This window comes from Pseudarthrobacter sp. S6 (assembly GCF_050156575.1).
Classification (GTDB): domain Bacteria; phylum Actinomycetota; class Actinomycetes; order Actinomycetales; family Micrococcaceae; genus Arthrobacter.
On the sequence record NZ_CP189581.1, the window covers coordinates 1130769 to 1151705 of the forward strand.

13 protein-coding genes and 2 pseudogenes are annotated in these 20937 nt (G+C 61.6%); 8 read left to right on the top strand and 7 right to left on the bottom strand.

Going from position 1 to position 20937, the window contains the following annotated elements; genetic code table 11:
- Window positions 1–73 precede the first annotated feature (73 nt).
- Window positions 74–1219, top strand: a complete 1146-nt coding sequence (locus ACQCS0_RS05525; protein WP_426940075.1) for a DNA cytosine methyltransferase — start codon at window positions 74–76, stop codon at window positions 1217–1219.
- A complete protein-coding gene (locus ACQCS0_RS05530) occupies window positions 1219–3147 on the top strand; it encodes a hypothetical protein (RefSeq protein WP_426940076.1) in 1929 nt (642 codons plus the stop codon). The genes ACQCS0_RS05525 and ACQCS0_RS05530 overlap by 1 nt, the downstream gene beginning before the upstream one ends.
- Here ACQCS0_RS05530 and ACQCS0_RS05535 read toward each other — a convergent pair.
- The 4 genes from ACQCS0_RS05535 to ACQCS0_RS05550 form a co-directional block, all read right to left on the bottom strand.
- Window positions 3144–4907 (bottom strand): HelD family protein, encoded by a 1764-nt coding sequence (locus ACQCS0_RS05535; protein WP_426940077.1) that lies wholly within the window; start codon window positions 4905–4907, stop codon window positions 3144–3146. The genes ACQCS0_RS05530 and ACQCS0_RS05535 overlap by 4 nt on opposite strands.
- Window positions 4908–5028: 121 nt before the next feature.
- Window positions 5029–5808 (bottom strand): IS21-like element helper ATPase IstB, encoded by a 780-nt coding sequence (gene istB / locus ACQCS0_RS05540; protein ID WP_354156186.1) that lies wholly within the window; start codon window positions 5806–5808, stop codon window positions 5029–5031.
- Window positions 5805–7349, bottom strand: a complete 1545-nt coding sequence (gene istA / locus ACQCS0_RS05545) for an IS21 family transposase (RefSeq protein WP_426940078.1) — start codon at window positions 7347–7349, stop codon at window positions 5805–5807. The genes istB and istA overlap by 4 nt, the downstream gene beginning before the upstream one ends.
- A gap of 164 nt (window positions 7350–7513) precedes the next feature.
- Window positions 7514–8167, bottom strand: coding sequence for a hypothetical protein (locus ACQCS0_RS05550; protein ID WP_426940079.1), 654 nt, complete (start codon window positions 8165–8167; stop codon window positions 7514–7516).
- Between the two features lie 219 nt (window positions 8168–8386).
- Between ACQCS0_RS05550 and ACQCS0_RS05555 the strand changes: the two genes are divergently transcribed.
- Window positions 8387–9316, top strand: a complete 930-nt coding sequence (locus ACQCS0_RS05555) for an HNH endonuclease (protein WP_426940080.1) — start codon at window positions 8387–8389, stop codon at window positions 9314–9316.
- Window positions 9317–9322: 6 nt separating this feature from the next.
- Here the strand turns inward: ACQCS0_RS05555 and ACQCS0_RS05560 are convergent, their stop codons facing one another.
- The 3 genes from ACQCS0_RS05560 to ACQCS0_RS05570 all read right to left on the bottom strand — a co-directional run bounded on the left by ACQCS0_RS05560 (window position 9323) and on the right by ACQCS0_RS05570 (window position 11268).
- Window positions 9323–9637, bottom strand: a complete 315-nt coding sequence (locus tag ACQCS0_RS05560) for a hypothetical protein (RefSeq protein WP_426940081.1) — start codon at window positions 9635–9637, stop codon at window positions 9323–9325.
- Between the two features lie 111 nt (window positions 9638–9748).
- Entirely contained in the window at window positions 9749–10096 is a 348-nt protein-coding gene (locus ACQCS0_RS05565) for a hypothetical protein (RefSeq protein WP_426940082.1), read from the bottom strand.
- Window positions 10093–11268, bottom strand: a complete 1176-nt coding sequence (locus ACQCS0_RS05570; protein WP_426940083.1) for a TRAFAC clade GTPase domain-containing protein — start codon at window positions 11266–11268, stop codon at window positions 10093–10095. The genes ACQCS0_RS05565 and ACQCS0_RS05570 overlap by 4 nt, the downstream gene beginning before the upstream one ends.
- Window positions 11269–11851: 583 nt before the next feature.
- Here ACQCS0_RS05570 and ACQCS0_RS05575 point away from each other — a divergent pair.
- The 5 genes and pseudogenes from ACQCS0_RS05575 (at window position 11852) to ACQCS0_RS05595 (ending at window position 20908) form a co-directional block, all read left to right on the top strand.
- Window positions 11852–12406: a hypothetical protein gene (locus ACQCS0_RS05575; protein WP_426940084.1), complete on the top strand. Its 555-nt coding sequence runs from the start codon at window positions 11852–11854 to the stop codon at window positions 12404–12406.
- Window positions 12407–12579: 173 nt separating this feature from the next.
- A pseudogene (locus ACQCS0_RS05580) lies at window positions 12580–12736 on the top strand (MFS transporter); the annotation flags it as partial.
- A 122-nt stretch (window positions 12737–12858) separates the two neighbouring features.
- Window positions 12859–13098 (top strand): annotated as a pseudogene (locus ACQCS0_RS05585) (nucleoside hydrolase); the annotation flags it as partial.
- Between the two features lie 185 nt (window positions 13099–13283).
- Window positions 13284–19760, top strand: coding sequence for a DUF3320 domain-containing protein (locus tag ACQCS0_RS05590; RefSeq protein WP_426940085.1), 6477 nt, complete (start codon window positions 13284–13286; stop codon window positions 19758–19760).
- Window positions 19761–19840: 80 nt separating this feature from the next.
- Entirely contained in the window at window positions 19841–20908 is a 1068-nt protein-coding gene (locus ACQCS0_RS05595) for a virulence RhuM family protein (RefSeq protein ID WP_354166344.1), read from the top strand.
- Window positions 20909–20937: the final 29 nt, after the last annotated feature.

Sequence of the window (20937 nt, forward strand, 5' to 3'; positions counted from 1 at the left end):
TAGGCGTGGCTGATGCCAGCGCGCCAGCGGTTGTAACCCAAAAGTGTCCTACTGGCCGGCTAAGCTAGTGGTCATGCCACAACGTCTACGCCTTATCGACCTCTTCGCCGGCGCAGGCGGAATGACTCAGGGTTTCAAGTCCACCCGGCGATACCGAACTGTGGTGGCCGTCGAGCTCGACAAGTACGCTGCTGCCACATTTGCGCAGAACCACAATGCCGCGCGAGTCTTTGCCGGGGGGATCGAGGAATGGCTGGACGAAGGTCTCGTGCCTCAGGCCGATGTGATAATCGGGGGACCGCCCTGCCAAGGATTCTCGGGGCTTGGAAAGCAGGACGTGCTTGATGAAAGGAACTTCCTCTGGCGGAAATACGCGGAAACCATCATTCGGGCACGACCAAAGTACTTTGTGGTCGAAAATGTACGGCAGTTTCTGACTTCGCCGCAGTTCGCCGAGTTTGAATCATGGACTTCCCCGGGCGAACCCCTGCAGGATTATGAGCTTCAGCCTCTCCTTCTGAATGCAGCGGACTTTGGAGCCTACCAAGCTCGCACCAGAACCATCGTGATCGGACGACGGAGGGGGCTTGCGGAGATTCCAGTGCCGGCCGTGGGACCGTTCAAGGGGCAGCACCGCAGCGTCGAGGACGCATTTGTGGGAATGCCAAACCAACGGGTCATACCGCGGATGACTTCCGTGAGGGACTTTCCAGACACGAGGACTGAAGTCCGCGGCATGACGATGCCCGGTCCGTTCACAACGCCCGAGCTGCACGTGACACGCAACTACACAGATAGGTCTCTGGAGCGCTTTAGGACGATCCCAGCTGGCGGTAATCGGTTCGATATCCCGGACGAGCTGTTGGCCGACTGCTGGCGTAAACACAAGAGTGGATCTGGCGATGTCATGGGTCGCTTGCACTGGAACAAGCCATCAGTAACGATTCGAACCGAATTTTTCAAACCTGAGAAAGGTCGGTACCTCCACCCCGATCCCGACGTACATAGAGCTATCACTCATTTCGAGGCAGCCCGGCTCCAGGGTTTCCCCGACGACTACAAATGGATGGGTTCGAAGACGGCAATTGCTAAGCAGATCGGCAACGCTGTCCCGATTCAGCTCGCTGCGTTCTTAGGCCAGCTCATAGCCGAAGCGTGGGACGCCGCACTGGCAGAGGCCGGAACTGTGCCGTCGAGTAGAAGCGATAAGGCAGCCTGATGCTGAGCTACAGGACACTTTTCAACATCAACCCGGGGTCAGACGCCGACGTGGTTCAAGATGTACTCAACAAGACCTTCGATTGGCTCCGAGAGAAGGGCTTGGACTCCGATTCGATCGCAGCCAACCAGGAAGTCGCAGTCGCGGATCATGCCAAGGTGAAGTGGATTTCCCCCGACTCCGCAGACTTTGCTGACACGCATCGCCTCATCCTCACGGAACAATCGCCCATCGGGGAATGGGTCTCCACCATCACCATTCGGCAACCGGCCGATGGTCGACCATGGTTTTGGATGGACGTTGAGGGACCAGAGTGGGCCGGGGCGCCCAGGCTGGTTCGGTCGTTGATCGACGATTACGCCTGTTCGGATCGCGGCGTGAAGCTGACAAATCGGCCAGTAATAGTTCGGGCACAGCAGGTGGATCAACTCATTCAACTCCTCGGCCGAAACGGCCGGCGGACTCTCTCGTTCATTGCTGGAAGTAGCGCTGGACTGCCGATGAAAGAATGGACGGAATTCGTCGGCAATATTCTCAAGCAGACAACTGGTCAAGCATCTGCGTACGTGCTCGATCCCGTTGCAACGACCATGTTCAACCAGCGAGTTGGAATGGAATTCGGTGTGAGGCCGGGCATGCTACGGACTTATCTTCCCGACTTGGACGTCAATGATCCGCAAGATTCAGCCCGACATCGGTTCCTGACGACCGAGTCAATCGCCTCTCAGCACGTGGGACGTCTACGTAAGACACTTAGCTACAAGGCGCGCGAGGTGGCCCAGACGTCACTATTGGACGACAGCATCAGATTGCTGGATCGCCGGATAGATGAACTGGAGCTTCGGCTAACGCCGCTGGTTGTGAGGGAGCCGACGGATGGGGCGGCTCTCGACGGCCGTTCCGCCGCCCACACGCCTGAAGCCTCATCGGGGCAGATTGTCATCCCAGCCGTCGAGTGCCCTGCTTCGACACCCAACGCGCCGGATGTCCCGCTGGGTGAGCGTTCCAAGACGAAAGACAACCTCGAGGGGGAGCCCTCCGACACGTCGTTGGGGGAGCAGGCCGAAATCTACCTGGCGCTGCGATCACTTGTCGAAGAGTATGCCGGCGGTGAGACGTCACTGCCGGCAGTGGAAGTTGTGCGAGGGCTCTTGGAAGCTGGTGTTGCGACTGAGGCCTTGAGCACTCGTCTCCTAGCGAAAATCGACCAAAAGTCAGCCGCTCTCGATGCGGCCACAGTTGAACAGGCGAAGCTGCGCCACCTAATCGACGACCTTGAGCTAGACGCCTGGGACACATGGGAGCAGCTCGAAGCCCAATACGCCCGAACTCGAAATGCCCAGGACACCGAGCTAAAGCTGCGCGGGATGCTGGCAAAGACCGGCAGCGACGACGTTGATTGGACCCAGCTTGACGAAGTTGCATCGGTTGAGCTTGTCGTCCCCCAAAACTTCAACGGCCTGGTGGAGTCGTTTGATGGGCTTCCCTACGTGGTTTACACCGGGGATAAAGACATCACGGCCCGCCTCGATGACCACGACGCAGTGGGCCGATGGTGCAGCATGACGTGGAGCATTCTGGCGGCCCTGAACGACTATGCGCGATTCAAAGTAGAAGGCGCGGACATTGCTGGCGTGCAGGCTTATTTGGAGAGTCCACCGCCGGGAGCCCACACATACCATCCTGGACGCCATGCTCGAGATGAGAGCGAAACCGTCAAGAACAATCCGAATTATTCGGCCCCGCGAACCCTGCCCGTTCCAACGAAGGTCGACCCACGTGGCGAGGCCTTTATGGGCGCCCATTTCCGGATCGCTAAACATGGGCTTGTGTCGCCACGGCTGCACTACTTGGACGCCACCGCCATAGCCGGGAAGATCATCGTCGGATACATTGGACCACATCTGCCGAACTCTCAGACGAACTAAGAGCCGGAGCCAGATCCTTCCATTTTGTCCCAGAGGATGTCGACGACCCGCTGTTGCACGTTGGGACCAACTTCTCGTAGTACCTCAAAAAACTCTTGGGCCATGCTCTGGGCCATACGCTCAAGCATCGGTTTCAACTCTCCATTCAACGGCGTTACTGCGGCCGATTCCTCATGGGCGGAGTGAGTGTCGTCGGGGCGCGGAACGTCGTTCTCAGATTTAGATCCATGATCGTTGTTGTCGCTGTGAATTGCTATGTCGTGCGTTTCGGCCCCGACGCTTGGTTCGGCATTTCCGGAATCGTTAGGAGCCGAGTCAAGATCGAAGGCTTCGGTACCGCTCTGGGCGACGAAGTCCGCCAGCATCTCCGGGATCCTGTCGACTCTGAGGATCACGTCAAGATGGTGGACTGTGCGCGTCAGAGCGACGTAAAGGAGCTTGTCTCCCTGAGCGAGTTCGAGTATCGAGGCAGGCTCGACGACTACGACGGCGTCAAACTCAAGGCCCTTGGACTCCTCAGGGGAAACCAGGTTGATGCCCTGCGACAACCCACCATCGGCCGACTCGCTGTATCTGATTCCAGCTGTGCGGAAGGCGGTGCGAACTGAAACCATCTGCGGTTCAGCGACGACCACACCTACAAACAAGCCCCGAGAACTGTAGTCCTTCACGGACGAAACCACTACGTCCATCAACTCGTCGGTAGCCACGACACGCCAACGAGGTTCTTCTTCAACCTGCCGCGGAAATGCCTCCGGAGCAGTTAACCCAGGCGCTGCCGTGGCGAGGACCTTGGCTGCGATAGCCAAGACAGGAGCTGGCACGCGATACCCAATGGTCAGCTCAGCTTCAGTGAAGTTGTCTTCAGTTCCAAGCGTCGTGAGGACTTGATTCCAATCTTTGCGTGAATAAGCTGAAGTCGCCTGGGCGATGTCGCCCACCACAGTCATAGACCCGTTCTGACTGCGCCTCCTGACCGCACGGAGCTGCATGTATGAGAGGTCCTGCGCTTCATCTACGACAATGTGCCCATAGCGGCTGAGCGTGCCACTAATTGCATCGGCCGCACAGTCGATAACGCCTAAGTCCGCCATCGTCCACGGTTCGTCCCCGATTCTCGGGGCCGCCGGCCGGTAAAGTAGCTCCACTTCAGATTCTGTGGCGCCGGCTCGACCGAGTCGGTCCTTCGAACCGGACAACTCCCGGACGAACTGCTGGGGGGATAGCGATGGGTAAACCCTCTCTGATTGCTCATCCAATGAAGCTCGATCTATGAGGGGTGCCGAGTCCCTTCTCCCGGCGTCGATCTTGCCCCCAACGAAAGTCTGCAGTGCGGCCCTGAACTGAGCGCGACGGCGGTTGTAGAGGCCGGTGGTGATTCCAGCCATGAGGCGTTCAACCGCCTCTTTTGTAACGGACACGGTCAATGCGGTGTCCGTCCGCCGCACCTCTAGCCCGTCTGCTGGAACCCGCGCCCGTCCGTTCAGCCCACTTTGGACGATGGACTCCATCTTGGCGGAGCCCTTCTTCCGCGCCACGTCTGGCTTGTCGAGTTCCCTTGCGGCAAAGTCGCCCGCAAGCAACTGTGCCAGCGACTGCTGAACCACCTCGACGTCGCCGAGCGTCGGCAGTACGCGTCTGATGTATTTCGTGAATGTAGGGTTGGGCCCGACTACCAATACGTCCCGCGGCTGCAGCTCATCTCGAAAGTTATGGAGGATCCACGAGACGCGGTGAAGCGCCACGGTGTCAATGGCCAATAGTTTGTGCCCATGGGCGGCCAGCAGAAATGCCCGCTGGTGGCCATGAAAACTGCCCATTCATGGCCAGCAGATCTGCCCACCGGGTGTTCGGTGGCGTTGGCCATGTTGGGATGTGGGTTTAGTTCATTGGTGTGACTCCTTTCCCGGCCAGGGCCTGGCTGAGGCGGATCGATTCCCCTGAGGTTTGGCAGACGTGGGCGTGGTGCAGCAGCCGGTCGACGGTTGCCGTGGCCAGAGTTTTAGGCATGAGCTCGTCAAAGCCGGCAGGATGCAAATTTGAGGACACCGCGATGGACCGTTTTTCATAAGCGGCGTCGACGAGACGGTAGAGCCCCTCCGCCGCGTCCGTGCCCACCGGCAACAGCCCGATGTCATCGACCACCACTAAATCTGCGCGCAGGATCCGGGCGACGACTTTCGTGACGCTGTCATCGGAGCGGTGTGCGCGCATGAGAGCCCCGAGATCCTCGAGCCGGAACCAGGCGACCCGCAGGCCGGCCTCGACTGCCTGCTGGCCGAGGGCTTCGAGGAAGAACGTCTTGCCCGTGCCGGAGGGGCCGCAGATCACGACGTTTTCCTTCCGCCCGATCCATTCCAGCGTCCGCAGCGCCTGCTGCGTCGGGGCCGGGATCGAGGAGGCGGCAGGGTCCCAGGTGTCAAAGGTCTTCCCGGTCGGGAAGCCCGCGGCCTTGCGTCTGGTGGCGAGCATGGACCGGGACCGGCCGGTGACTTCCTCGACGAAGAGGGCTTTGATGACCTCGGCCGGTTCCCAGCGCTGGGCGCGGGCAGTCGCGATCAGTTCCGGCGCCAGCGCCCGCGCATGGGGCATCTTCAACTGCCGCATCAGCGCCTCGAGCTCCGCCGGCAACGCCGGTGCGGTGATCGGGACCGGACTCATGCGCTTTCCTCCAGAACGGCGGCGGCGGCGCTGGCGGTTGCGGGTGGGCGCCCGATCGCCGCCCACCCGGCGGTGCCCTGGGTCAGGGACCGGGTTTCCCCGGCGGCATGGGTGGTGGTGCGTGAACCCGCGGCGTTCAGGATCGAGGCCAGGTCCTTGTTCGCGAAGCGGCCATGGATGGCCGCGGTCCCCAACGCGTGATCAACTTCGGCCTGTCCTGCGATCTTCGCCAGGGCGACGGCTTCGGCCATTTTCACGTTCATTCGCCCGGTGCCTGCCGCTGCGGCCTCGAGCAGCCAGGTGCGGGCGCCGTCCCCGATTGCGAGGAACTCCGCCTCCGCGGCCGTCCTGGCTTTCGCCGTGTAGTCGCCCGGGATCCTGGGCCGGTGGTCCGGGAAGTGCGCGTCGTCGATCGCCGGGCTGCCGGGCCGGGCGCGCGGGTGCCGGGCGACTTCCACCGGTCCCTGGCTGCCGTGGTGGACGACGATGACCTGTTCGTCGCCTCCGGCGCCGTGGGATCTGACGAACACCCGCGCGCCGAGCAGATACGCCGGGACGGAGTACTGGCCGTTTTCGAACGTGACCATCGGCGTGTTCTCCGGGACGCTGCGGGAGAGCCCGAACGCGACCGTGTGCGCGGTATCAGGGATCCGGTGCAGCCGTGGCGCTTCCTCGGCCAGCATCGCCACGGGTTTGCGGCGGGTGGCCCGGTGCTCACGGTGGTTGACCTCGTCCATGAACGCCTGACAGGCCGCTTCGATCTCGGCGAAGGAGGCGTATTCGGCCCGCAGGTTGGTGTCCTTAGGCACGATGTCGGCCTTGGCGACTTTCACCGAGGACTCCACGCCGCCCTTGGTCGCAGGGTCAGCCGGCTGGCAGGTCAACACCGTCACCCCGTAGTGGCGGGCGAAGTCGACCGTCTGCTGGTTGCGCACCGGGACCCCGGCAACATGGGACACCGTGACCGTTTTCTCGTTATCGGTCAGGACGTAGGTCGGGGCGCCGCCGATGACACGGAAGGTGCGGTCCAGCGCCGCGAACACACTCGGAGCCGTCCGGTCCCGCAGGGCGATGACGATCCTGAACCGTGACCACGCCAGCCACGCCACGAACAAAACGGTCTTCTTCCCCTCGATCACGGGCCCGTCGCCGAAGTCGTACTGGATCCACTGACCAGGCTCGGTCACCCAGGGGCGGTGCACCCGGACGTGGCCCAGACGCCAGGCCGCGCGGACCTGCGCGACGGCCCGGCGGGTCGAACGTTCCGAGCCTTCGTAGCCGAGGGCCCGGAGTTTGTCGTGGGCTTTGTCGGCGCGGATCTTGCCCTTGGAGGCCTCAATCCATTCCTCAATCTTGGGCAGGAACGCATCGGTGACCCGGCCCCGGTAGACCGGCTCGGCGATCGGCTGACCCGCGTCCCTGGCAGCGACGTGCCGGGCGACGGTGTGGTGCGAGCAGCCGGTGAGTTCCGCGGCGGCGCGCAAAGATCCGGTCAGATCATACGCAGCAAGTATTTCCATGATTTCTCCGTCAAACTTCATTAGGGCCTCTTCCCGGGCGACTTTGGTGCGACTAGACACCGTCATCAAACCCCGGGAAGAGGCTCCCGCCGCTTAAGCAGCAGGGCTAAGTCAAAGAAGTGGGCAGATCTCATGGCCACCAACGGGCACTTTTCATGGCCGTCAGTGGGCAGTTCCGTGGCCGCCTATGGGCAGTTTTTCATGGCCGCTAACACCACGGCAGTCTTGCCTGTCCCGGGACCGCCTTGAATGACGAGAAGTTGGTCTTTCGGAGCACGGATAATGCGGTTTTGAGCCGCCGTAATGGTGCGTACGATATCCCTCATGTACTCGCCGCGGCCGCGGCCAAGATCTTCAAGTAGCGGATCCTGCTCGCCGACGAAAGTGTCGGCCGCGAAATCGTCGGATAGCTCCTGGAAGATCACGTCGTTAAACGTGTCGATTCGGTTGAATGTAGTGCTGAAGATTCGCTTGCGGGCAAGCCCGTGGGGCTCCTCGTGAGTGGCCTCGTAGAAGATCCCTCCGATTTCTGACTGCCAGGGTGCGACAAGGAGGTCATACTTTTCGTCGCGGATCGCCACACTGCCGAGGTAGATTGTTTGGCCGTCCTCAAGGTCCATGCGGGCCGTCGCGACCGCCTCGGAGGGATCGAGCCTTCTGCGATTCAGGAGCGCTTTGCGCTGACTGGAGCGCTCATGGACGTTCCCGCTGACTGTTGAGGACGCAGCTTCTTCCAAGTGCTTGTCGTAGGCCTGCTTTGCCGCATCAAAATAGTCCTGCTCCAGTAACTTTTCGGCCTGAAAAGCGTCCTGATCTGTATCCTGCAACTGTGCAGTCATGATTCCCCCCGTAACTCGTGGAACACATTAAAGCAGAGAGGGGCGACAGCAGCGCGTAAGTGCACCTGTGCGTAGGAGCGCCTTTGCCGATTGACGGGAGTACATAGTCGATCTGGATGCCATGTAGGGTCGTCACACGTACGCAGGGAATTTTGGAATTCCTCATGCTGTCGTTACTCGACGATTTACACCCGAGGATCGGAGCAATAGCCTGGACCGATGTTTACTGATGCGGGCCGCGTGCCGGACGACTTCGACAACAGGCTTCGCACTGCCGCATTCGCCTGGCTAACGAGCCGAACGCTCCAGCGCACAGGGAACCTTACTTACTCCGCAATCCAGAGTTTTGTTTTTGAGGGACACACGATTCCGCTCAAGGACCGAGTGAAGGGGATATGGAAACCCGCACGTTTGAGTTCGGCGCTCTCGATCACGACGACATATCGTCCGCCGGGGGTTGTTCGACCCTATGACGATCTAATTCACGAGGGCGACGGGCTGCTGAGGTACAAATGGAACGGAATCGAACGGGATGAGGCAACAAATCGCTCGCTGAGATCGGCGATGCAGTCTGGTGTTCCGTTGATCTGGTTTTTCGGCGTCGGAAAAGGTGTCTTTAATCCGATCTTTCCGGTTTACGTGGTGGGCGAAGAAGAGGAGAACAGGCAATTCATCCTGGACGCTGACCCCTCAGCAATCGGTGAGCATGAGGAAGGTGTTGCAGAGCAATTCCTCCGCCGCTACCTCAAAGTAGAAACGCGCCACAGGCTCTTTCAAGCTGTCTTTCGTGGAACAGTCATGCGCGCCTATCAAGGACGATGCGCAGTGTGCAGACTTCAGCATGGTCAACTACTGGACGCCGCGCACATCGTTCCAGACCGGGACGAGGACGGTGTGGCGAGCGTCGTCAACGGCATGGCTCTCTGCAAGATTCATCATGCAGCGTTCGACGTCGGCATTCTGGGTATTCGACCGGACCTGGTCGTCCAGATACGGTCGGAACTGATGCATGAGATTGACGGGCCGATGCTTCGGTATGGACTTCAGGAGATGCACGGGAAGCGGATCGTAGTACCGAGCGCGAGAGCTGAGAGGCCGAGAGCGGACCTCCTCGAACGCGCCTATGAGCGGTTCCGGCAGGCTGGATGAGGCGGGTCAGAGCTTGTCTATCCAGGTGTCTTCATCTCGGTTGTCCCATGCAGAGCCCGAGGTGGGCTTGGACGGGAGGCTTCTCTCTTCGATACGCCGGAGTACGAGGCGCACATCTTTTGCCAGGAGGTCCCTTATGGTGGTGACCGGGCGGACAGAGCAGCTTTCGATGATTGCTCGCCGTTCGTCCATGGAGTTGATACCGGCGGCGGCAAAGGCATCGCGGAGCTGCTGCACCTGGGCGTCGCGGATTGGTATGTCCGTGAGTTCGTTCGGATTTTCGGCGGGCTGGGCAAAGATGTCAAAAGTGCTGTCGTTCACGGTGCTTCCTCGTCGATTTCGCAGGGCTTCAATTCTGCCACGCCCTTATCGACGTGACCCCGAACCGCCACTGTTCGGGGCCTCGCAGTGATGACGGGCTGTGTCTGAGGTTCAGAGATCTTCCACTGAGGGCGGTTTGGGCAACTGCCAGACTCGGGCGAATTCGTCGGCAACAAGGGGCCAGACCTCACGAAGACCATCCTTGACTGAGTCGATCCCGTCGGCTAAGGGCGGAAAAACGACGAATTCATGTGGGATCACCCTGCCGGCCAGGTCCTGCCACCCCGAAGGATCTGGGAAACGTAGCGCCACTTTCTCGCCAACGCGGCGGCAGACTTCCCGCTCATCCTCGACACCCAAGAATGCTTTGTCGTATTCCGGCAGCGGATCCGGAAACCCCCCGTCACTGAGAAACCGGAAACCCCAAGTCCGCCCACGAGTGGCCCAGATGAGGGTCATCTACGGCTCCTGAGTAGGATCTGCTCCTCTTCGCCCGTTTCTAAGTCCATCCGGAAGCCGGACAGTGTGGCTTTCAGGTTGTCCTGCTTGGCCCGCGCTTCGGAATTTATCTCTCTGAGTTTGTCACCTGCCAGCTTTGCGGCATCGCTAGCAAGCTTGGCCGCATCTTTCACCTGCTTGGGATCGAAGCGGTTCAGCAGCTGGCCTAATGGGCCAGGCAGGGTACCTTCACTGTCGGTCAGCACGGCAGCCAAAGCTTCAGTCCCGACCAGAAGGTTTTCTATCACTTTTCCGTGGATTTGCTTTGCCTGGGCCCATTGCGCGTACCGTTCGATAGGAAGCATGGCTGCCAGCGGCAGGATCAGCTCCAGCCCAACGCGCCTTGTCACCTCAATTCTGTCTGCTTCGAACTTTGCTGACGAAAACAGTACAAAGTCCTCACCCACTGACAGCGCGTCGTTGTCTTCCACTAGGCCAGCGAGGACCTTGCGAAGTTCGTCCAGGTCGTCGCAGGCCTTCTCTATGAGGAGATCCCTGAACTTGAACACGTCCAGATTTGGCAGCAGGTCGGACTTGGACAGCGCCATTACCCAAATACGCGGAAACACGACAAGAGGCTTGCCGTCATCCAGCAGGTCATCCTTAAGCGATAGCAGTCCGTTGCGGAAATTGGTCAACAACGACCTAAGGTACTTCTCCTCCTCGCCGGAGTTGTCCAGCAGCTGCTGACCATCCACCAGTAAGAGCGCGACATCAGAACCCAGCAAAGACCTAAACGTATCAACCTTGCGGTGGGCCTCCGACCCCTTCACGTCTTCCTCGAACCATTCCCCCGGGTAGTCGTGCCAGACGAGTCGGAAGGCGTCGAGAGGGCTGGGCTTCTTCTGCTTCCGCTTGGTGTCAGCCCCATCCTTCAGCTTGATTTTGAAAGAGTAAGACGTCGCAGCAAAACGGGTGGTCTCGGGCGGCTGCGCCGAGTTTTTCATGCCAAGGTAGTTTTTATGCAGCCGGTTGCCTTGGCCAATATCGTCCGGCACTACATGAAACAGACTCTTCTGCAGGTACTGAGATTCTTGCGTGGCTCCGTAAAACGACGAGAGCATGACGGTCTTGCCGCTGCCGCTCTCGCCAAACACTGCAATGTGCTGCTCGCCCGCTCTGCTACGTTCCATAAGAGGAGCTTACGCGAGGCGGCATTCCCCAACCCGCTGGCCACCCGCGCCTGTTCGGTCGCTGTTACCGTGATGTCCCGAGGACCAAATCTGACGCGACGCCCACGCGGCAGCGACCGCTCTGCTAATGGCCAGGCGGCGTCCGTGGTTCGGGCGGGCGGTCGTGCGGGGTGGGTGCCCTCTACATCGTGGGCATCTCGTGGGAGCGGATTATCCGGGAGTCCTTCGGGCACCCGGATAGGGAGACCACCCCGCTGCTAACCTCAGGGCTTGGCTGTCTATTGCGATGGCGCTGCTCGATCGAGCCGGACGGAACCAGCGCACTGACGCGTCCAACTGACCTCCGCGGCCACTGGCGCTTTCGTCCAGCTGCGGTCGGGAAAAGAAACCTAGTTCACACGGACCGCGACAGTCCAGAAGCTCCGCCTGCCGTCGTTTTCAGAGGTTGCGTGGACAAATTTCAGTGCCCGCCAGCTCAGGCCTTCCGTGTCAGTATGCGTCTTCGTCGTCGCTTCCGGCCGCTACGACACCGCCTCAGGGCAGGGCATCACCTCGAACGCCAGGCCATCATGTTGGGCTAGATATGTTACAACTCCTCTTGACGGGACTGCTCCTAGGGGCCAAACTGGAAATGCCAACCCACGTTGCAACCTATCTTGGAGTTCAGATGCTTATTCCGATAACCGTTCACGTCCCCGAACACCGCGTTGCGGAGTTCCAAATCCGCTTTGGAGAATTCATGGCCAACGCCACTGATCCCGATGCTCCCTCCCTGCTGCCGTCGGGGATCGTCCCCTCCTGGGTTGAGACCGATGAAGCTCCAGCAATCGCCGCGACCCTATGGGAAAAGATCTCGCTGCCGGGACACGAAGTTCTCCTTCACTTGATACGAGCGACCGGTGACGAGACCGCGCATTTCCTTCCAGAGGAGATCGCCAAGGCGATCTCGCACCCCAAAGGCAAGTCGGGCGTCGCAGGCATTCTCGGTGGCGTGGGGAAGGCAATCCGGCGCGCGGGCCTTCCGATGTACACCACGCCTAGGGGCAATTCTTGGCACTACATCTGGGATTGGGACGGTGAGCGCTACTCCATGACCCCGGAAGTCGCTCGCCTCTTGCGAACGGCCGCACGCAACTGACAGTGACGAACCATCCGATGTGGTCGGCGGCATGGCCGACGACCACATCCCGTTCGCATACCCAATCAGGTGGGAAGCAATGCCCGGCCTTGGCGCGGGGCTTCTTTGACCTATTCCTCGCCGAAGTAAGTCCGCTACGACGAGCCCAAGCCCGGAGGGTCTCGGTGCAGTTCAGCGCCGCCACCGTCCAGTCCATGGTCTTCCTGGCCGGTGCCATCCGGTCCCGTGATCGGCAGATGGAGCGACTTCATCGGCCGCCGCGCCGCCCTGCTGCTGGTCCTCGGCATTATGGGCGCCGGCACCATCCTCTGCATCACCGCGCCCACGCTGGACTGCTCACATCCGCCGGCAACGCCGCCGCACTATGGATCTCGGTGGCCATCACCGCCGCCAAGGGAGAGACCGCCTGACTCCGCTTCCCCCACACGAAAGAAGAACCATGACCACGCCTCCCGTTCTGGCTCGACTGCGACACCGGGATCGACGACGCCCTCGCCCTGGCCTACCTGCTCGCATCTCTCACCGCTGAGCTGGTGGGGATCGGGACCGTCAGCGGCAACGTCAGTGCCGCCGTCGGCGCCCGCAACACCCTGAACCTGTGCAGCTCGCGGGCCCCATGCACATCACCGTGGCGCTCGGTGCGCGCGATCCCCTTGTTGGCGAGTTCGGGGGGAGGGGCGCCGTGGGTGCACTGCCACGCGCAGCGGTGCGCCTGGCTGGGCGGCCACCGGCCGGGAGAGGACCCGGGCGTCCGGCGTCGTGACGAGCTGAGGCATTCTCAACCCGCACCTGCCGGATTGTCGGCGCCAGATGCCATGATGGGTTCTGATTGATTGAATGACGACACTGACGCCGGTGCCGTAGATGGGGGAACCTGATGAGTCTGTCCAACCGCGAGTACGTGGGCCGCGCCCTTGACGCCTTGGCCGTGGGCCTTGAGCCCTACATCGCAGGAGTGCTCGCCGAGGTAGCCCCCGGCGTGGTCTGGACAAAGATCCTCCAGCACAAGGATGAGAACGCCGGACGCGCTGCGCAGAACTACGCAGCCTCGGACCTCAGCGTGCAGCTGCGGATCATGACCGAACCCATGGGCTCACTGGGATACCCTTTCAACCTCCCGCACGATGCCCGCAGCCACACCTCCGAGCTGCGGCAGGCACGTAACCTGTGGGCACACAACGAGTCCTTCAATGACGCCGACACGTTCCGCACTCTGGACACCGCAGGACGGCTGGCCAAGGTCATCGGCCTGAACGACACCTCCAGCGAGCTGACCGCACTTCTGAACGCGTACCAGAACCGGACTTCTCAGAACCAGGAACAACCGGAAAAGAACGATCACGCCCTGCCGGCCGCCGTCGTGGAAGTCGACATCCAGGAAGACGGCGCAGCGGACGATTCGGTGGCTCCGGAACCGGTCGCCTCGTCTCCTCACGTGGTGGTGGAAGTGACCACAGCGGATGCCCTCAGCTATGCGATGGCGCACAACGGCTTCCGTTTTGTGCGGCAGGTCAAGATCACCAACGCCGGCGCGGAAATCCGCGGTGCCGTCGTCCACATCGAAGCCACCGCGCAGTCCGGCCGGATCTCGGGCGACTTCCAGCAGTACGTGGATCTCGCAGCAGGCCAGACCATCACCCTGGATGATCTCAACGTCCCTGTCCTGGCCGCCACCATGTATGAGCTGGCGGACCGGCAGCTGGGGAAGGTGCTGGTAACCGTCCAGTCGGTGGGCGCCGATTCAACCGTGACGGAGCTGGGCCGTGCCGAGGCTGACCTGACACTCCTGCCCGCCCAGCTCTGGATTGCCGGGCGGGGACTGGTCTCCTACGAGTTCCTGGCCGCATATGTGCAACCACACCACCCCAGCATCGCCAGGCTCATCTCCGAGGCTGCCGACGTCCTCATGGAAACCACCGGCAGCGGCAGCTTCGACGGCTACCTGGAAGACGGCGACCGGGTTGACAAGATCGTCTTCGCCATCGCCCGGGCCATGAGTGACCGTGACATCCGCTACAGCATGCCGCCCGCAAGCTGGGGATTGGATGGCCAGCAGGTCCGCACCCCGGCGCAGGTACTGGATGAGCGTTTGGGCACCTGCCTGGACACCACGCTGGTCCTCGCCGCCGCGCTGGAATCCTGCGGCATCAGGCCGCTGCTCTGGCTGGTGGACAGCCACGCGTTCCTGGGCTATTGGCGCGAAGGAGGCAGCCTCAGCACCGCGGCGTCCGACGACGTTCCCGAACTGGTCAGCCTGGTCCAGCGCGGCTTCATCGGGCTCGTCGAGACCACGCTCCTCACCGGCAGTCAGCCCATCTCAGCCGCCGCACTCCGCAGCAGTCCGCTGAACCGCTACGTGGAGAGTGGCAATGACGAGATCAACGCCGTCACGGACGTCCGGCGCGCGCGCCTTGACGGCATCTACCCGTTGCCCGCCCGCACCACGTCCGACGCCGGAACCCACACTGTGGTCAACTACGTCCCGGAGACCAGGACGGCACCGTCCCTGCCGGAGAAGGCAACCGCCAGCGGGGGAGCGGCCAGGACCCCCTCCGACGTTCCACCCCGGGTAGGCCAGTGGAAAAACGCCCTGCTGGACCTCAGCCTGCGGAACAGGCTGATCAACTTCACGGACACGGCCAGGTTCCCGCTGGCCGTCCCCACCGCCTGGATGGGCGCCTTCGAGGACCTCATCAGCAAGGGCACGTCCGTCAGTTTGCTGCCGTCCAACCAGATCAGCGCCATCCACCAGGAGCGCGGCGTGCGCTTCGGCCGGGACCTCCCCCAGGACGAACTCGAGGACCTGCTGAACTCTAGGAAGTCCGTCTTCGCTGAGGTCAGCGAGGACGGCTACAACGCCAAGATGCGGGGCCTGGCATACAAGGCGAAGACCCAGTTGGAGGAAACCGGCGCCAACAACCTGTACCTGGCCATCGGCAGCCTGATGTGGGAGCTGGACGGCCGGACGCTCAGGTCCCCGCTGGTGCTGGTCCCGGTCAAACTGACCTCCGCGGGCAAGAACGGCCTGTACCGGGTGACCCTTGATGAGACGGGCCAGTCAACGCCGAACTATTGCCTTCTGGAGAAGCTGGCGCAGTCCCATGACCTGCGCATCCCTGGCCTGGCCGAACCGGAGGAAGATGGCTCCGGGATTGACCTGGACGCCGCGTTCGCTGCCGTGCGTGCCGCTGTTTCTGCCAAGGGCCTGGCCTTCCGGGTGGAGAACACCGTGGACCTGTCCATGCTGCAGTTCGCCAAGTTCCGCCTGTGGAAGGACCTCGACGAGAACTGGAAGGAATTCACCTCCAACAGCCTGGTCAACCACCTCATCAGCACCCCCACGGAACTGTTCTCGGACAGCATTCCGGTAACGTCCGACGTCGATCTGGACGCCCTTGCGGCGCAGTGTCCCATTCCAGCGGACTCGTCTCAGTTGGAGGCAGTTGCGTCTGCAGTAGCCGGCCAGACATTCGTTCTGGAAGGCCCACCAGGCACGGGCAAGTCCCAGACCATCACGAACCTGCTGACCCGCGCCATTGTTGAAGGCAAACGGGTCCTGTTCGTTGCGGAGAAGCGGGCAGCACTCGATGTTGTCCAGCGGCGGCTTGAAGACGTTGGCATGGGGCCGTTCTCCCTGGATCTGCATGACAAGGGCAGCAAGCCGGCGGTGGTCAGGGCGCAGATTAAGCACGCCTTGGAACTGCGGTTAGCGGCGGATAAGCAGCAGCTCGAAACTGCCTCCACCGACTTGGCTTCAGCCCGGCGCGGACTGGTCCGCTATGCCAATAACGTCCATGACGAGAATGGCGCGCAGCTCTCCCTGTACAGCGCCCGGACCAAGGCCCTGACGTACGAACCTGATCACGCGACGGTGCCGCTCAGCCCGGAACTGACAGCGTCACTGAACGGGGCGACGCTGGATTCGATCCGGCAGGTCTTCCGGGAACTTCCCGAGCTCACCGACCCCGTCCGTCCTGGCCCAGCCCACCCTTGGCGGTTTGTCTCTGTGGCCGGCGGCGAGCAGCAGGAGCAACAGCTGCTGGCTCTGGGACGCCGCATCAACGATGCGTTGAACGCCCTGCGTCCAACGCCTGGGCTGCCGTCGGTTCTGGATGCTGCCCAGACGCCGGCCGACGTCGGAACGCTCGCCGCACTGCTGCAGGACCGGAACGTACCGTTAGGCACCCTGGACGTGGTCCGCTCGGGCGACTGGTCCGTCAACGCTGAACAGCTCGAAAAGCTGGTGGCTGCTTTCGCCTCTGTCCAGCATCCTGGGCTGGAGCAGGTGGGGCCCGGTGCCATGGACCTCCCGCTGCCGGAGATCCTGGGACGTGCGCAGCAGGCTGCGGCCACCGGATTCTGGGGCCGCAAGAAGCGGCTGCTGGCGGTAGCTGCTGAGCTGTCTCCCGTACTGTCTCCCGTACTGGCTTCCGGAGCGGAGGTCCGGCACAAGGAACTGGTACCGCTGCTGGAGAAATTGGTGGCCGTGCAGCAGGAGGTCTCCGGCCTGCGGGCAACCCGGGGCTCGCTGCCCGGTCTTGCCGCGGATCAGCAGTGGAACCCGCTGACGCCGGACGATCAGGCTGACCTGCGGCACCGGATTTCCTGGCTGCGCTGGGCTGCGGAGGCCGTGCAGCCTGCTCCGGAGGCCGCGGTCGTGAGTTTTCAGAACGAGCTGCGGACGTTCCTGAAGGATGCCCCGGGCGTCCACCAGAACGTTGTTGGCTGGCTGGAGGAGCTTTCCCAGGCTTGGGAAGAGTTTCTGCAGGTCCAGGGTGTAGGCACAGCTGAGCTGCGCACCTGGACCGGTGAGCGGGGCTTCCTGGCGCGCTGGTGGGAAACATCCGTGGCCAGACGGCTGGATGCCTCGGGGGCGGTACCGCTGACGCGATGGCGGGATCTGGTTCGCCACCTCGAACCGCTGCGTGCTGCCGGGCTGCTCGACGCCCGTACCGCCGTGCTCGACGGCGAGCTTGAAGCTGATGACGCTGCAGCTGCCTTCGAACGCGGCTTGGCCGAAGGGTCGCTGGCCGAACGGCGCATCGCTACCGGGTTGAGCGACTTTGACGCCACCGTGCACGAGCGCACAATCGACAGGTTCACCACCCGCGCCGAAACGGTCCGTGAGCTGCTCAAAACCAACCTGGCTGCCGGGGTGCTGGGCTCCCGGACGGTCTCGTCGTCGTCGACCTCGGGGCGCATGGGGGAGCTGCAACGACAATTGACCCGGCAGCGGGGCGGCATGTCAGTCCGCAAACTGATGGAAAACTACGCAGACCTGATCACGGGGATCATGCCCTGCACGCTGGTGAGCCCGGATTCGGTGGCGCGGTTCTTCCCTGCCAAGGCTGGTCTGTTCGACATCGTGGTCTTCGATGAGGCGTCGCAGATCCGGGTAGCCGACGCGGTGGGTGCCATGGGCCGCGGCGCGTCAGTAGTGGTGGTGGGTGACAGCAAACAGATGCCGCCGACGTCGTTCGCGGAGATTTCCTCAGACACCGGGAGCGACGGGGACGCCGAGATTTCCGTGGTGGAGGATATGGAATCGATCCTTTCCGAATGCGTGGAAGCGCGGGTGCCGCGGCAGTGGCTGTCCTGGCACTACCGGAGCCAGGACGAATCGCTGATCGCCTTCAGCAATCAGCAGTATTACGACAGCAAGCTGTCGTCCTTCCCCGGCCCATCGCATGGTGCTGCGAATGCGGGTGTCCGCGGGCACGGCGTGAACTTTGTCCGGGTGGATGGGCAGTTCCACCGTTCGGGGCCGTCCAAGGTGCTCCGGACCAACCCTGTGGAGGCGGCTGCTATGGTGGCCGAGATTCGGCGCCGGTTTGATGCTGATCCTGCGGGTTTGCCCTCCGTTGGTGTGGTGACGTTCAACCTGCAGCAGCGTGCCTTGATTGAGGGGCTGCTGCGGGATACAGAGGATCCGCGGATTGTGGCTGCTCTTGATGAGGAATCTGAAGGGCTGTTCGTCAAGAACCTTGAGAACGTACAGGGGGATGAGCGGGACATCATCCTGTTCTCCACGGGGTTCAGCAAGAACGACAAGGGTTACCTGCCGCTGAACTTTGGGCCGCTGAACCGGTCGGGTGGTGAGCGGAGGCTCAACGTGGCCGTGACCCGTGCACGCCGGCAGGTGATCGTTTTCTCCAGCTTCAGCCCGGCGGACCTGCGCTCTGAGGAGACCAGTTCGGTGGGCATCAAGCACCTCCGGTCCTACCTGGATCTGGCCGAGCAGGGAACTGCTGCGCTGCCTTATGACGGGCGACGTGCTGCCAGCATTGACCTGCACCGGGAAGAGATTGCCGACGCCCTGCGGGACCGTGGGTTCGTGGTTTCTTCAGATGTTGGGTTGTCCGACTTCAAGGTGGATTTGAGCGTGGCGCTGGCGGAGAACCCAAGCCGCCAGCTGATGGCCATCCTGTTGGACGGTCCCGCCTGGGCTGCTCGCCGGACGGCGGGGGATCGGGATGGACTGCCCCGGGATGTCCTGACGCGGATGATGCGGTGGCCGTCGGTGGAGCGGGTATGGTTGCCGGCTTGGCTCGCCGACAGTGAGGCCGTCCTTGACCGGATTGAACTGTCCCTGCGGGAAGCAGCTGCGGACGTTTTGGAAGAGCCCGCCGACGAGCCAGCTCCTCGGGAAGTCGCCGTTCCGCGTGCGTCCGACGAAGAGCTTTACGCAGAGCCTGCTGAGGATGTCACGGATATTCTTGGAACCTTGCCGCTGTTCGATGAGATTCGGAAACCGGCTGTCGCGCCGTCGTCCACGTCTGTCGTCTCTGAGGTTGATACGTACGCGCCGTGGCTCGTTCAGACGTTCGGTACCACCGACGTCCTTGACAACCTCCACTCGCGCCGTTCGATCGCTTCCGTCCGGGATGCCATTTCCGCGGTAGTGGCAGCTGAAGGTCCTGTCCATCAGGACCGTCTGGCGAAACTGGTGTGTGCGGCTTTCGGGCTGAACAAGGTCAATGGTCAGCGTTCACATTCTGTGCTTCGGTTGGTGGAGCCATCGACCCATGTCATTGATGATGATGGCTTCGTGTGGGATGCCGCCGTGGACAGAGGCTCCTGGCGAGTATTCCGTCCGAACGGCACAGATATTGTCCGCAAGCCAGAGCACATCAGTGTTGTCGAGCTGAAGAACGCCATGGTGGACATTGTGGGCGTGAACGGCGGCATAGCTGTGGATGAGCTGCATCGGGAGACGATCCAGGCATTCGGGGGAAAGCGTCGAACAGCCGGCATCATCGCCCGCCTAAACGAGGGGCTGCAGCATGGCCTTGAATCGGATCAGCTGGAACTGCGCGGCGACGTGGTCCATTTGACCAGCTCAGCTTCGGGCTAATTAACCGTGTCGGTGGTAGCGAATAGCATCGTCGCAGAACTGACGGATGCGGTGTCAATAAATGAGTGAAGGCGGTCAAGTTGACTGGAACAGCACGTCCGAACGGTGAGCTGATTCTCTATGCCAGCCCTGACGGTCGGCAGGTGGTGCAGTTGCGGGCAGCTGGTGGCACAGTGTGGCTCACGCAGATGCAAATTGCGGAGCTGTTTGGGACCTCAATACCCAATGTAGCCCAGCTCATCTCCAGGGTTTTGGGGGACGGGGAAGTGACCGAGGCAACTATTAACTCAGAGTTAATGGTTCGAACTGAGGGGACCCGACAGGTCACCCGCGAGGTCAAGGTATACAACCTCGACATGATCTTGGCCGTAGGCTATCGCGTCTCCACACCAAGGGCTGTCCAGTTCCGCCAGTGGGCGACGACGGTGCTAAAGGAATTCTTGATCAAGGGGTTTGCAATGAATGATGCATACCTCAAAGATCCCGCCGGCGTGGACTACTTCGACGAGCTTCTGGAGCGGATCCGCAGCATTCGTGCGTCGGAGAAGCGCTTCTATCAGAAGGTTCGTGACATTTTCGCTGAAACGAGCAGTGACTACGACAGCAAGTCAGAACTGGCTCGGAGCTTCTTCGCTACCATTCAGAATAAGCTGCTCTTCGCCGTTACCGGCAAGACGGCGGCTGAACTGGTGGTGGCTCGTTCGGATGCGTCGGCTCCAAACTTGGGGCTCACGACCTGGGCAGGCAAGGAAGTCAAACGTCTGGATGCGGAGACGGCCAAGAATTACCTCACGCATGAGGAGATACGAGAGCTTGACCGTTTGACCGTGATGTTCCTCGACTTTGCTGAAGACCGGTCCGCAAGACGTCAGGAAATTCGTATGGCCGACTGGGTCACGCAGGCCGACCGCTTCCTCGACTTCAACGAAAGGACTCTGCTCGGTAATGCCGGGTCCGTATCTCACCAATCCATGAAGGCGGAGATCGGCCGCCGATACGACGACTTCGACAACAATCGAAAAGCAACTCAAGCCAGACAGGCTCTCGAAGAGGAAGCCAAGGATTTGACGGAACTTATGAACGCTGCCGAGGCCATCACCCGCCCAGACGACAATCCGGAACCGGGACGACGGACGGACGGCATGTAGGCACGACACATACGGCGTGGAGCGCCGCT